This window comes from Mesorhizobium waimense, from assembly GCF_003601975.1.
Lineage (GTDB): Bacteria > Pseudomonadota > Alphaproteobacteria > Rhizobiales > Rhizobiaceae > Mesorhizobium > Mesorhizobium waimense.
On sequence record NZ_QZWZ01000023.1, the window covers coordinates 90675 to 103757 of the forward strand.

Annotated in this window: 11 protein-coding genes and 1 pseudogene; 7 read left to right on the forward strand and 5 right to left on the reverse strand. The window is 63.3% G+C overall.

Annotation, left to right across the window (positions count from 1 at the left end; translation table 11 throughout):
• Positions 1–35: 35 nt before the first annotated feature.
• Positions 36–188: pseudogene (locus D3227_RS42905) on the reverse strand (dihydrofolate reductase family protein); the annotation flags it as partial.
• Between the two features lie 397 nt (positions 189–585).
• On the opposite strand from D3227_RS42905, the gene D3227_RS25560 reads away from it, so the two are divergent.
• The 6 genes from D3227_RS25560 to D3227_RS25585 all read left to right on the forward strand — a co-directional run bounded on the left by D3227_RS25560 (position 586) and on the right by D3227_RS25585 (position 7559).
• Complete coding sequence (locus tag D3227_RS25560) at positions 586–1014, forward strand: site-specific integrase (protein WP_245451875.1); 429 nt, start codon at positions 586–588, stop codon at positions 1012–1014.
• Positions 1015–1082: 68 nt separating this feature from the next.
• Positions 1083–2132, forward strand: a complete 1050-nt coding sequence (locus D3227_RS25565) for a LacI family DNA-binding transcriptional regulator (RefSeq protein WP_120017036.1) — start codon at positions 1083–1085, stop codon at positions 2130–2132.
• 133 nt (positions 2133–2265) lie between these two features.
• Positions 2266–3507, forward strand: coding sequence for an ABC transporter substrate-binding protein (locus tag D3227_RS25570; protein ID WP_120017037.1), 1242 nt, complete (start codon positions 2266–2268; stop codon positions 3505–3507).
• 236 nt (positions 3508–3743) lie between these two features.
• Positions 3744–4670: a carbohydrate ABC transporter permease gene (locus D3227_RS25575; RefSeq protein WP_120017038.1), complete on the forward strand. Its 927-nt coding sequence runs from the start codon at positions 3744–3746 to the stop codon at positions 4668–4670.
• On the forward strand, positions 4670–5527 hold the full coding sequence (locus D3227_RS25580; protein WP_120017039.1) for a carbohydrate ABC transporter permease: 858 nt from the start codon (positions 4670–4672) through the stop codon (positions 5525–5527). Before D3227_RS25575 ends, D3227_RS25580 begins: the two co-directional genes overlap by 1 nt.
• Positions 5528–5555: 28 nt before the next feature.
• Entirely contained in the window at positions 5556–7559 is a 2004-nt protein-coding gene (locus D3227_RS25585) for a glycoside hydrolase family 127 protein (RefSeq protein WP_120017040.1), read from the forward strand.
• Between the two features lie 10 nt (positions 7560–7569).
• On the opposite strand, the gene D3227_RS25590 is transcribed toward D3227_RS25585, so the two are convergent.
• The 4 genes from D3227_RS25590 to D3227_RS25605 form a co-directional block, all read right to left on the reverse strand.
• Positions 7570–8370 (reverse strand): endonuclease/exonuclease/phosphatase family protein, encoded by an 801-nt coding sequence (locus D3227_RS25590; RefSeq protein WP_120017041.1) that lies wholly within the window; start codon positions 8368–8370, stop codon positions 7570–7572.
• A 37-nt stretch (positions 8371–8407) separates the two neighbouring features.
• A complete protein-coding gene (locus D3227_RS25595; RefSeq protein WP_120017042.1) occupies positions 8408–9868 on the reverse strand; it encodes a phospholipase D-like domain-containing protein in 1461 nt (486 codons plus the stop codon).
• 80 nt (positions 9869–9948) lie between these two features.
• On the reverse strand, positions 9949–10740 hold the full coding sequence (locus D3227_RS25600) for a DUF1194 domain-containing protein (protein WP_120017064.1): 792 nt from the start codon (positions 10738–10740) through the stop codon (positions 9949–9951).
• 54 nt (positions 10741–10794) lie between these two features.
• Positions 10795–11787: a DMT family transporter gene (locus D3227_RS25605; protein WP_120017043.1), complete on the reverse strand. Its 993-nt coding sequence runs from the start codon at positions 11785–11787 to the stop codon at positions 10795–10797.
• 161 nt (positions 11788–11948) lie between these two features.
• Between D3227_RS25605 and D3227_RS25610 the strand changes: the two genes are divergently transcribed.
• Positions 11949–13083: BTAD domain-containing putative transcriptional regulator (locus tag D3227_RS25610; protein ID WP_281034951.1), on the forward strand; the 1135-nt coding region annotated here is incomplete at its 3' end.

A 13083-nucleotide genomic window follows, 5' to 3' on the forward strand; every position in this document is an offset into this window, starting at 1 on the left:
CCGGTTTCGCTCGGCCATGAGCCGGCAAAAATCTCATAGGTCGCGCGCCCCAAAAGCATGGCGCCGCTGTCGGCAAGCTCATCGTCCTTGAACCTTTGCATCTCATCGTTCCAGGTCACGCCCGGCAGCTTCTCGACCTCGGCGATGCCATCGACGCTGATGAATTCGGTGATGACGAGTTTTCGCATGGCGCTCTCCTTTGGTCAGAGGACGAACGGTAGCGGCGTTTTGCGACACGCGCCGTGAAAACTAGCGGCGCTTTGTTGCCTTTTAGTCGGTGTCAGCCACAAGCGTCGATCTCCGTCGACCTGATGCCTCGGCGCCAACTCCAACCGACAGGAGAAGCGCGTGGGGCGAGTGGAAGCCGTGGTGAGCGGTCGGTGCTTTTTTGTCCGCGATGGCCGCTTCTGACCCCCAACGGGTGACCTTCATTGTCCGCGTTGCGAATGGCAGCAATGCGCCGCATGCACGAACCCGCTTCGCGGGAGGGTCGCCTGATTCTGAGATGGCGCGGTATTCATAGGCCTTGAGCGGGTAGAGACCGCGATCCGACCATGGAGTTCCCTTCAACGAGAGGAACTTGCCATGGCTCCCCTGTCGACCGACGCTCCGATCACACCGCTTCGCCAGCGCATGCTGCAAGACATGCTGATGCGGGGCCTGGGACCGCATACGCAGCAGGACTACGTTCGTCATGTCCGGCGCTTCGCCGCGTTCCTTGGCCGTGCTCCCGACACCGCGACGCCCGAGGACATCCGGCGCTTCCAGTTGCGTCAGCATGAGAGCGGCGTGGGCCCTGCGACGATCAACGGCGCGGTCTCGGCGCTGCGATTCCTGTTCACGGTGACGCTGAAGCGGCGCGATCTGGCGCGCGCGCTGGTGGTCACCCGGTATCCGCGCAAGCGGTCGTCTCGAAACGCGCCCATATCCAAGTCACCCCCCTTGCCATCCCCAAATCCTTCCCCTAATCTCTCTCTGAGAAAACCTTTTCCCAAATCGCCCCGCATCCGCTGACCTCACCAATCAGCACCTCTGGCGATAAGAGAAAACCTTTTCCCAACCAAGGGAATTCGCCGCGCATCATGTCCTCCGACGCCTCGCCAGCGCCCGCCAAGACACCGGTCACCTTGCGTCAGGTGGCCGCGTCTGCCGGCGTCAGCGTTGCCACGGCCTCAAAAGCGCTGAACGGGCAGGGGCGGATGACGGCGGAGACGCGCGAGCGTATTCGCGAGACGGCGCAGCGGCTGGGTTTTCGGCCGAACAGCCTGGCGCAGAGCCTGTTGCGCCGCCGCTCCTTCACCGTCGGGCTGCTCACCAACGATACCTATGGCCGCTTCTCGCTGCCGCTGATGGCCGGCGTTTCCGATGCGCTGGTCGATGCCGGCGTCTCGGTGTTCCTGTGCAATGTCGAGGATGACATGCGGCTCGCCCAGCTGCATGTCGAGGCGATGCTGGACAAGCGCGTCGACGGCATCATCGCCACCGGCAAGCGCATCGACCGCCATCTGCCGGTCGATCTCGCCAATCTGCGCATTCCGGTGATCTATGCCTTCACCCAGCCCGATCCCGACGCCGTCGGCTTCGAATCCGACGATGCCGGCGGGGCGCGGCTGGCGGTCGAGCACTTTTGCCGGCTGGGGCGCAAGCGCATTGCCCATGTCACCGGTCCGGCGAGCTTCGCCGTGGTGCATGAGCGTGCCCGGGCCTATCGCGAGGTGCTTGCCGAGCACGGCCTGCCGGTTGCCGAGCCGCTGCTCGGCGCCTGGTCGGAAGCATGGGGGCATGAGGCGGTGGCAAAACTGTTCGACGGCAAGGCGGGCGGGGCAGGGGCGCCCGACGCCGTCTTTTGCGGCAACGACCAGATTGCGCGCGGCGTCATCGACGCGTTGCGCGAGCGCGGCATAGGCGTGCCCGACGATGTCGGCGTCATCGGCTTCGACAATTGGGAGATCGTGGCCGAGGCGACGCGGCCGCCGCTGACCTCGGTCGACATGAACCTTTCAGCCCTTGGCCGCGAGGCAGGGCTCGCTCTGCTTTCGCTCGTCGGCGGCCAACCGGCCGCGCCGGGCATAAGAAAACTGCCGTGCCGGCTGGTGGTGCGTCAGTCATGCGGCCGCCCGCCAGGCGGCTGAGATCAATGCATGTCGCCCAAAAGTGCGCAGCGGTTTTGGGAGAACGACATGCATGAAGCAAAAAAGCCGAAGCTCGTCCGTTCAAACGGGCGGCGCGGCCGAACAGGGAGGAGAACCTATGAGGAGGAAAACCATGAAGACCATGATAGCCGGGCTCGCTCTTGCCGCGAGCATCTTTGCTCTGCCTGCTTTCGCCGCCGACACCGCCAACATCTGGGTGCGCGCCGACGGCTCGAACTTCATGCCGCGCATCGTCGATGCCTTCAACAAGGCGCATGAGAACCAGATCAAGCTCGACATCATCCCCAATGCCGAGATCATCCCGAAATATGGCGCAGCAGCCGCCGGCGGCACCGCGCCCGACGCACTCTCGCTCGACCTGATCTACACGCCGGCTTTTTCCGCCGCCGGCCAGTTGGAAGACATCACCGACTGGGCGAAGTCGCTGCCCTATTTTGCCAGCCTGTCGCCGGCGCACGTCAAGACCGGCACCTACAAGGGCCGCATCTACGGCCTGCCGTTCTCGGCCGATTCCTCGGTGCTGATCTGGAACAAGAAACTGTTCAAGCAGGCCGGGCTTGATCCTGAAAAAGGCCCGACCAACTGGGCCGAGATCGAAGCCGACGCTGAAAAGGTCAACGCGCTCGGCGGCGACATCAAGGGCTTCTACTTCTCCGGCAATTGCGGCGGCTGCAACATCTTCACCTTCACGCCGCTGATCTGGGCCTCGGGTGGCGACATCCTCTCCGGGGACGGCTCCAAGGCGACGCTTGACAGCCCGCAGCTGCGCGGCGCCATCGACCTCTACCGCTCGATGGTCAAGAAGGATCTGGTGCCGGCCGGCGCGCAGACCGACACCGGCTCCAACTTCTTTGCCGCGTTTGCCGCGGGCAATATCGGCATCACGCCGTCCGGCGCCTTCGCCATCGGCGCTTTGAACACGCAGTACCCCAATGTCGACTATGGCGTCACCTTCCTGCCGGGCAAGGATGGCGGCTGGTCGTCCTTCGCCGGCGGCGACAATTTCGTCGTCACCAAGGGCACCAAGAAACTCGCCGTGGTGAAGGAGTTCCTGGACTTCGCCTATTCGCTGGAAGGCCAGACCATTTTGGCGAAATACGGCAGCCTGCCGGTCCGCGGCGACATCGCCAAGGAGGCGCTCAAGGATCTCGATCCGCGCTACCAGATCGCCGCCGAAGCCATGGCCAAGGGCCGCACGCCCTATACGGTGGTGTTCAACGACCTGATCAACTCCGCCAACGGCCCGTGGACACAGATGGTCAACGAGGTCTTCTTCGGCGACGATGTCGACGGTGCGATTTCGAACGCGCAGGAGACCATGCAGTCGATCATCGACCAGGCGCCGCAGAAATAAGGACTGGCAGGACGGCAGGGTGGCGCAACGCCCTGCCGTTCAAGGTCGTGACCCGGCCGCCCGCCCCGTCTCCCTGGCCGGGCGGCCGGAGCGCTCCTTGCCCTCCCCCTCGTGGGGAGGGTCGCTGCGAAGCAGCGGGGTGGGGGCGGCGCCAGTCCCCCCACCCGGACCTGCGGTCCGACCTCCCCGCTAGGGGGAGGTAGGGCCGCCTCGCTGGATCCAACGGAAGAGCACGCATGACCACCATCGCAGCAACCTCGGCCCCAGCCCGCCCCAGGAAACTGGTCGGCGCCGGGCGTCGGCAGTGGGTCGGCCTGCTCTATGTCGCGCCGGCGGTGGCGCTGGTCGTGGTATTCTTCATCATCCCGCTCGGCATGACGGCGTGGATGTCGCTGCACAACTGGCCGCTTATGGGCGAGCACAGCTTCATCGGCCTTGCCAACTACTGGGCGATCCTGCGCGACACCCGATTCTGGAATGCGCTGCGCTTCACCGGCTGGTACACGCTGGTGGTGACGATCGCGATCTTCGCCGTCGCCTTTCCGCTGGCGCTGTTCATCGAGCGTCCGAGGCGGCTCACCGGTTTCTACCGCACGTCCTTCTTCATGCCGGCCGTCATCGGCTTCGCTTCGGCGAGCCTGCTCTGGTCGTGGCTGCTCAATGTCGATTCCGGCCTGTTCAGCCCGGCCGCCTTCGACCTCGGCCTGACCGAGAAGAAAGTGAATCTGCTGGCCACCTTCCAGCCTGCCTTCTGGTCGATCATCGCCATGGTCGTGTGGAAGGTGGCGGGCTTCACCATGATCATCCTGATGACCGGCCTGCAGTCGATCCCGTCGGAATTGCAGGAGGCGGCGATGATCGACGGAGCAGGGCCGTTCGCGCGCTTCCGGGCCATCACCCTGCCGCTGATGCGCCGCACGCTGGCGCTGGCGCTGATCCTCTCGGTCGCCGGCTCGATCCTCGCCTTCGACCAGTTCTACATCATCCTGCGCGGCGGCCCGCGCAACCAGACGCTGACCGCCGTCTACTGGATCTTCAACCAGTCGTTCGTGTCGTTCAAGCTGGGTTATGGCGCGGCCCTTTCGATGATCCTGCTCGCCATCCTGGTCGCGCTCTCGATGGTCCAGCTCTGGCTGCTGCGCAAACCCGAGGGGGTCGACTGATGGCGCAGGCAAGGAGCCGCAGCAGCCGCTTGCGCCTCGGCATCGCCGAGCACGCCACCGGCATGATCGCCTCGGTGCTGTTCCTGGCGCCGATCGTCTGGACCGTGCTGTCGGCCTTCAAGCCTTCGCAGGAGGCGCGCCTGCCGCCGCTGCCGCCCTGGCCGACCACCGGCTTCTCGGTCGAGAATTACGGCACGCTCAACACCTTCGGCGACGGGCTCTGGCTGCCGGCGCAAAACAGCATCTACGTCTCGACGATGACGGTGGTGTTTTCCGTCATCGTCAGCGTGCTTGCCGGCTACGGTTTCTCGCGCTTCCGCTTCCCGTTCAAGGATCTGCTCTTCGTCGTCATCCTGTCGACGATCATGATCCCGTTCCAGTCGATCCTGACGCCGATCTTCCTGGTGCTGACCAAGATCGGCCTGCACAACACGCTGACCGGGCTGGTCTGCGTCTACGTCACGCTGCAGCTGCCGTTCTCGATCTTCATGATGCGCAATGCCTTCGACGCGGTGCCGCGCGAGATCGAGGAGGCCGCGCGCATGGACGGCGCCAACAACGTCACCATGCTGATCAGGGTGATGCTGCCGCTGGTCTGGCCGGGCATCGTCACCATCGCATTGTTCGCCTTCCTCGGCGCCTGGAATGAATTCCTCGCGGCCCTGGTGCTGATGACCGACCAGTCGAAATTCACGCTGCCGATCATGATGACGGCACTGCAGTCCGGCCGCTTCGGCGCCATCGACTGGGGCGCGGTGCAGGCGGGCGTCACCGTGATGATGGTGCCGTGCCTGATCCTCTTCCTCTTGCTGCAACGCTTCTACATCCGCGGCCTGATGGCAGGGGCCGTGAAATGACCAATCGCATTCGAACGGAGTTGAATTGATGACCGCAACGCAATCCGCCAAACAACCCGCCAGCAAGACCGTCACCTCGGGCAAGCCGATGCTTGCCTTCCGCCCGCTGCCGGTGCCGCAGGTCGATGTGCGCGGCTTCTGGGGCGACCGCGTCGATGCGGTGGCCTCGCGCACCGCCGACATCCTCTACGAACGCTGCGTCGCGGCGCGCATGCTGGAGCAGATCGATCCGGACCGACCGTCGCCGGGCGTCGTCATCCCGTTCCACTCGCCGTCGCCGGACGAAGTCTCCTTCACCGGCAACGAGTTCACCGGCTCGACGGTGACCACCCAGATGTTCTGGGACTCCGACTGGGGCAAGACGATCGAGACCGCGGCCTATTCGCTCTACCGTCGCCGCAATGATGCGCTTGAGGCCAAGATCGACGCTGTCATCGACATGTACGGCAAACTGCAGCAGCCCGACGGCTATCTGTCGAGCTGGTATCAGCGCATCCAGCCGGGCTTGCGCTGGACCAATCTGCGCGACTGCCACGAACTTTATTGTGCCGGCCACATGATCGAGGGCGCCGTCGCCTATTACCAGGCCACGGGGAAACGCAAGCTGCTCGACATCATGTGCCGCTATGTCGACCACATCGCCGACACCTTCGGTCCCGAGCCCGGCAAGAAGAAGGGCTATTGCGGCCATGAGGAGATCGAGCTGGCGCTTGTCAAGCTTTCGCGCGTCACCGGCGAGCGGAAGTACATGGACCTGGCAAAATACTTCATCGACCAGCGTGGCCAGCAACCCCACTATTTCGACGAGGAAGCTCGCTCCCGCGGCGCCGACCCGAAGGCCTATCATTTCAAGACCTACGAATACAACCAGTCGCACAGGCCGGTGCGCGAGCAGGACAAGGTCGTCGGCCATGCGGTGCGGGCGATGTACCTGTTTTCCGGCATGGCCGATATCGCCACCGAATATGGCGACGACACGCTCAGGGTGGCGCTCGACCGCCTGTGGGACGATTTGACCACCAAGAACCTCTACATCACCGGCGGCATCGGGCCGTCGGCGCACAATGAGGGTTTTACCGCCGACTACGACCTGCCCAACGAAACGGCCTATGCCGAAACCTGTGCCTCGGTCGGCCTGGTGTTCTGGGCGAGCCGCATGCTCGGCATGGGACCGAACGCGCGCTTTGCCGACATGATGGAGCGGGCGCTCTACAACGGTTCGATTTCCGGCCTGTCGCTCGACGGCTCGCTGTTCTTCTACGAGAACCCGCTGGAAAGCCGCGGCAGGCACAACCGCTGGAAATGGCATCGCTGCCCGTGCTGCCCGCCCAATATCGGCCGCATGGTCGCGTCCATCGGCAGCTATTTCTACGGCCTGTCGGACGACGCATTAGCCGTCCATCTCTACGGCGACTCGACCGCCCGCTTCGAGATCAAGGGACTGCAGGTCGAGCTCGTCCAGACCAGCAACTATCCCTGGGATGGCGCCATCTCGATCCGCGTCGAACAGCAGGCGCCGGTCGAGTTCACCTTGCACCTGCGGGTGCCGTCCTGGTGCCGCAAGCCGGCGCTCAAGGTCAACGGCGCCTCGGTCGATCTTGAGAGCGTGACCAGCGACGGCTATGCCGCGATCCACCGCGAATGGCATCGGGGCGATCGGATCGAGCTTGAGCTCGACATGTCGATCGCCCGGCTCTTCGCCAACCCCGAAGTACGGCAGGATATCGGCCGCGTCGCACTTGCGCGCGGTCCGCTGATCTACTGCATCGAGGCGACCGACAATGCCGGCCAACTGCACCGCATCACCTTGCCGCGCACCGCAGGGATCGAGGCACATGCCGAGCCGAACCTTCTCGGCGGTGTCGTCACGCTCTCGGCCGTTGGCACGAAAGAGGCGGTGGAGAACTGGAACAGCGGCCTCTACCGCACCGATCCGCCGGCCGTGGAGGAGACCAAGCTTACGGCGGTTCCCTATTTCGCCTGGGACAACCGCGAACCCGGCGAGATGCTTGTCTGGCTGCGGGACGGGTGAGGCGCCGGCGTTACAGATGCACGAAAGCCGTAAGCGGCAGATGATCGGAGGCGACCCGCGAAAGCGGCGTGTCATGGGCTTCCACTGACGAGATCATCCCGTGCCGGTTGGCCATGATCCGGTCGAGCGCGAGCAGCGGCAGGCTCGACGGAAAGGTGGGAACCGCCGGCGGCGAAGGACCGAAAGTCGTATGCAGCGTGTTCAGCGCGGACCGGTTGCCGAGCCGCCATTCGTTGAGGTCGCCGAGCAGCAGCGTCGGCTTTTCGTCCGGGCTGTTCATGATATCGAGCACGACGCGCGCCTGTTCGGAGCGTGAGCGGCGCAGCAAGCCGAGATGCGCGGCGATGACACGCAGCGTCCGGTTCTCGTCCATGTCGATTTCGGCAACCAGTGCTCCGCGCGGCTCGAGCCCCGGCAGCTTGATCTGGTGGACATCGCGAACAGTGCCGCGCTTGAACAAAAGGACGTTGCCGTGCCAGCCGTGCCCCTTGCCGTTTCCGGACACCGGCACGGGCACCAGGCCGGTCTCCATTTCGAGTCGCCCAAGATCGAGAAGCCCGGCGCGATCGCCGAAACGGTTATCGGCCTCCTGCAGCGCCATGACGTCCGGGCAAATTTCCCGGATGACGCGGACAATTCGTTCGGGGTCGAATTTTCTGTCGACGCCAACGCATTTGTGGACGTTGTAGGACGCGACCAGCGCACTGGCGCCGTCCACAGGCTCGCGCGGCTCGGTCCTCGTCGTCCGGGATTTTCGGCGGCGAATGGACAGGAGCATGTTCTCGGGAAGGCTGCGGCCGGTTCTCTTCATCGTGTCTGCTGCTCGTCTTCCCCAGATATAGGTCCGGCTAGAGATAAGGCGATCCCAACCACAGCACCCGGTCGAACAGGCGAACGATGAATGGCCGGGCCTTCAAGGCGTCGAGCGTCACTTGTGTCGCGGATTGAATTGCCGATCCGATGCGCGCTTCGATCTCGGCGGCAAAGCCTGCATCCAGAACCTCCATGTCGATCTCGAAGTTCAGCCTGAGCGACCGGGCGTCGAGGTTGGAGGAACCTATATAGGCCCACACCCCATCGACCGACAGCAACTTCGAATGATCGAACGCCCCCGCGTGGCGCCACACGCGGCAATAGTGCTTCAGCACCTGGTCGAACTGCGCCGTCATGGCGCGGTCGACGAGGAAGAGGTTGTTCACCGCCGGCACGACGATGTCGATCTCGACGCCGCGCCTGGCCGCCGTGGTCAGCGCGCTGATCAGTTCGCGATCCGGCAGGAAATAGGGCGACATGATGCGGATCGATTTGCGGGCGACGGAAAATGCCCCCATCAGCAATTTGTGGTTCGTCTCGATACTGGCATCCGGCCCCGACGCCACCGCCCGCACCAGCATCGGCTGATCGGGAGGCGGCAAGGGCTTGTCCACCTGCCAGGCATCGCCCCTCAGCGCCTCGTTGCCGGCAAAACGCCAATCCTCGGCGGCAACCGAAAAGAGGTCGGCCACGACCGGTCCGGTGACCTGGAAATGCGTATCCCCAGCGCTGGTGGAACCCGCGAATTCGGCTGAGAATCCCTTTCGGATGTTCATGCCTCCCGTGAATGCCACCATGCCGTCGACAACCAGGATTTTCCTGTGCGTCCTGAGATTTGCATAGGGAAGTCGCAGGCCCATGACGATGTTGCCGTTGAAGAGATCGACAGTGACATTTGCCTCTTGCAGCAGCTTCAGGATGCTGGGGACCGAGTAGCGCACGCCAACGGCATCGATCAGCACGCGAACGCTGACGCCCCTGCGGACCGCTCCGGCCAGCGAGTCGACGAAAAGCCGCCCGACATCGTCATTGTCGAAGATGTAGGTCTCGAGAAGGATGCTGCGTTGCGCATCGTCGATCGCCCGGCACATCACGGCATAGGCTTCGTCACCGGTCTTCAAGATCGTGATTGTGTTTCCCGACGTCAGGGCGCGTCGCGCCACCCTGTCGCCCAATGTCTTCAGTCCGGCGAAACGCTGGCCGTAGCGCTCGAAGATCAGCTCTTCGCTGGCGATGTCGCGCTCGCGCTCTGCAGTTGCCGTCTCACCGGCGGTCGGCCGCTGCGCGCTGATCGTTGCACGACGGATCCGGTTTATGCCGGCAACGGTGTAGATGATTGCGCCAAGGAATGGCGAAAGCAGCATTACACCCACCCAGCCGGTGGCCGCGCGCACATCTTCCTTTGTCATGATGGCATGAGCGATGCCGACGGCCGCCATCGCCACCGAAATGATCAAGATAAGCTGAGGCCAGTGACTCACTATGGTCTGCAACATCGGCAGGACTATTGAGCGAGCGGCCTCAGAAGGCAATGCAGCGGATCAAATCCGGCTGCTGGGCCGATGAGGGAGTAGGCTTAGTCTTGCATATGCGGAACCACGGGTGTGATGAGTCCCCATCCACTTGTGGCGGCAGGGGCTGCGTTCATGCTTACTTCCGTCACCAGCTTCCGGCGAAGGGCCTTGATGTAGTCGTTTGGCCCCGTCGGCGATATGACGAAGGCTTGGGAGCCGCCAATGACCGATCGGGCAAAGTAGGATGCCAACGGCTGCTCCGGGTTCTCGCCTTCCGTTGGAATGGCGATTGCATTGATCGTGTATCCCTTGGTGATGGCGTTCAGCCTGCTCGGCTGAACCGGAAGCCCGTCGTTGTTCTCGCCATTGGAAGAGATGTCGATCACTTTCTTCATCGCGTTTCCAGGAAACTGATCGAGCAGGAGACTTCCGACGTCGATGGCCGAGGAAACCGATGTTCCGCCTCGGCCTCTGCGGGCATGGCCGGTATCGCCCTTCTTGCTGATCACCGCCGCCGCTGCCTTGGCATCTTCGAGCCCGCAGATCCTTGTCCACGGCAGCACAATGCGCGTGTGCCCGGGGCTCGACCATTCAAAATAGGCCACCCCGATGCAGCCAAGATAATTTCGGGTGATGGCGGCAATGATCTCGGGCGAAGTAAGTGCCGCGGCATGTCCCTCGCGCTGCAGGTCGGCAATCTTCGGGTCAATCGAGGACGAGAAATCGACGGCGAACACGATCGCCACATCGACATTGGCGGCATGTGCCGGCAGCCCCCCAAACATCGACGCCGCAAGCATCGTTGCCAGTCTCAGGAATGAGGGACCGGCTTCCTCGGACACACGTTCGAACATGGTACTCTCCATTTCAACAACGGGCTGTTTTTCGAGGTGGTCAATGCGCGGCAATCAAGACGAGCGCAGCGAGGAAGGGTCTCGGTAAGGAGCATGGCGTGCCTCCTCTTGACCGGGATTGGCGGCGGCGAAGGCTGGCACCGGAGCGTCGAATGGTTGAATCGGATCGGTCTGCAGCGGCGCACGTGCCTGCGGCGTTCGGTTCGACATTGCGACCGACAGGATCGCACCGAGAATGATCGCGCCCCCCAATGCGCCTGCTGGCGAGGTCTGCTCCCCGAGGAAGATCGCCGCGCCTAGCGCGCCGAAGACGCTTTCGGCACTGACGATCACGGCGGCATGGCTGGCCGAGGTGTAGCGCAGGGCGACAATCTGTATGCCGAAAGCAAATGCGGTGGAGAATATACCGAGGACCGCCAGTTCCGGGCCGGCTGCAAATGCATCGGCCATCGACAAATTGCCGTGCATTGCCCCGAGCGGCAGGGCGAAGGCGGCGGCGCCGAGGAATTGTGTCGCCGCGGCGGTGAATGGCCGCCCGTGGGTCTGCATATGTCGGCCAAGCTCGACCGTCCAGAGCGCATAGCAGCCAGCCGACAGGATAGCAGTGAGATCGCCAGAGCTGAAACCCGCGATCCCGCCGGACAAGAGCAGGGCACCGACTACGGTCAACCCGGCGGCGAATGTCAGACTGGCTGTCGGACGTTCGCCGACGAGCAGCCACGCGGCGAGCGGCGTCATCACCGTTGCCGTGCTGATAAGGAAGCTCGCATTCGTGACGGTCGCGCCAAGATAGCAAAGCTGCTGAAGCATGATGGAGATGGCAAACAGCGCCCCCACTCTGGCCAGGCTGGCAAGATGGCCCGCCCCGACCGGCAGTCGCCTTTCAGTCAGGACAAAGGGCAGCACAAGCAGCCCGCCGATCAGGCAGCGCAGACCAACGGCACTCAGCGCATCGAGGTGGTCGAGCACCGTCTTTTGCGCGACATTTCCGAAGCCCCACAAGGCGGCGGCAAACAGGAGCAGCAAATTGGCTCTAAGCTTTGACATCCGCCGCCCCCTCGGGCCAAAGCCTGCCGCAGGCTCAGTCACCCCTAATTCAGCGAAGTCTAATCGACCGACCGTCACGAGAGCGCTTGAGGCGCGGCTCTACTGTTTGCGAAGCGTTAGTTTTGAGTTAGAATTTCGTCACGAGGGAAGCTGTTAAGCAAATGCAAGATGCGGATGGCGTCACTGCAAGTAGAATCTCGCTTTTCGGCGGTTTCCGGATTGAAAAGGAGGCTGTCGGCCCACTCTGGCTGACCGGGAAGCGAGGCCCCGCGATCATTGCCTATCTGGCCCGCTGTCCGGGTATGTCGGCGACAAGGGAAAGGCTTGCTGACCTGCTATGGGGCGATAGCGATAGCGAGCACTCACGCAACAGCCTGCGGCAAACCCTCAGTGTCCTGCGCCGGGATTTGTCACGAGCGGGGGTGGATCTCATTCATTCCCGCAAGGAGTTGATCGGCCTCAGGCCGGATGCGGTTCGCGTCGACGTCGGGGAGTTCGAATCCGGCCTCTCAGCCCGTTCCGCACCGGAACTCGAGACGGCTCTGGCGCTTTGCACCGGGCCATTTCTCGATGGCTTTTACCTGGGAAGCAACGCTTTCGATGAATGGGCGGCATCGGAACGCGAAAGACTTTTGAGCCGCGCGCTGGAGTCGATGGAAAAGCTTGCCCGGCTGGTGGACGCTGAAAGCGGACTGGCCGTGGCTGATCGAATTCTGGCCATGGAGCCGACGCGGGAGGAAGCCTATCGGCTGAAGATGGAACTGCTGGTCGCGTGCGGCCAACGTGACAAGGCGTCGCGAACATTCGAGGCTTGCAGAAGCATCCTGAAAAAGGAGTTTGGTGTCGACGTCAGCCCCGAGACGCGGGCGCTTTGGCAGTCTCTCTCTGCTGCCGACGTCTCATCAGGCCAGCAATCGGTCAATGGTGCTCCGGCCGTTCAGCACACCGGGCGTCCGTCCATCAGCGTCGCCGACTTCGTCAATCTGACCGGAGAGCGAGGCGACGATTTCTTCGCCAAGGGCCTCGTTCATGACATCACCACGGCGCTTTCGGAGGTGGCCAGCTACATCGTCATCTCAGGGCTATCGCCGCTCGAGAAGAGTGGCGAGGAATCCAGGGCGTCGGCTCCAAGGGCCCGTTACATGCTCAGCGGCAGTGTCCAGAGATCCGGGGACGAACTGAGGGTGAACGTCCAACTTGTCGACGCTGTCGGTGGTCACAATGTCTGGGCCCAAAAATTCGACGGTCACTTCGAGAATGCCCTCGCGTTCCAGGACAGGATCGCTCAATCGGTTG

What these genes read in the sequence shown, in the direction of transcription:
- D3227_RS25585 (WP_120017040.1), top strand. Translation starts at nt 5,556, where the DNA reads ATGACCGCAACGCAATCCGCCAAACAACCCGCCAGCAAGACCGTCACC.
- D3227_RS25575 (WP_120017038.1), top strand. Translation starts at nt 3,744, where the DNA reads ATGACCACCATCGCAGCAACCTCGGCCCCAGCCCGCCCCAGGAAACTG.
- D3227_RS25595 (WP_120017042.1), bottom strand. Translation starts at nt 9,868, where the DNA reads ATGTTGCAGACCATAGTGAGTCACTGGCCTCAGCTTATCTTGATCATT.
- D3227_RS25560 (WP_245451875.1), top strand. Translation starts at nt 586, where the DNA reads ATGGCTCCCCTGTCGACCGACGCTCCGATCACACCGCTTCGCCAGCGC.
- D3227_RS25570 (WP_120017037.1), top strand. Translation starts at nt 2,266, where the DNA reads ATGAAGACCATGATAGCCGGGCTCGCTCTTGCCGCGAGCATCTTTGCT.
- D3227_RS25580 (WP_120017039.1), top strand. Translation starts at nt 4,670, where the DNA reads ATGGCGCAGGCAAGGAGCCGCAGCAGCCGCTTGCGCCTCGGCATCGCC.
- D3227_RS25565 (WP_120017036.1), top strand. Translation starts at nt 1,083, where the DNA reads ATGTCCTCCGACGCCTCGCCAGCGCCCGCCAAGACACCGGTCACCTTG.
- D3227_RS25600 (WP_120017064.1), bottom strand. Translation starts at nt 10,740, where the DNA reads ATGTTCGAACGTGTGTCCGAGGAAGCCGGTCCCTCATTCCTGAGACTG.
- D3227_RS25590 (WP_120017041.1), bottom strand. Translation starts at nt 8,370, where the DNA reads ATGAAGAGAACCGGCCGCAGCCTTCCCGAGAACATGCTCCTGTCCATT.
- D3227_RS25605 (WP_120017043.1), bottom strand. Translation starts at nt 11,787, where the DNA reads ATGTCAAAGCTTAGAGCCAATTTGCTGCTCCTGTTTGCCGCCGCCTTG.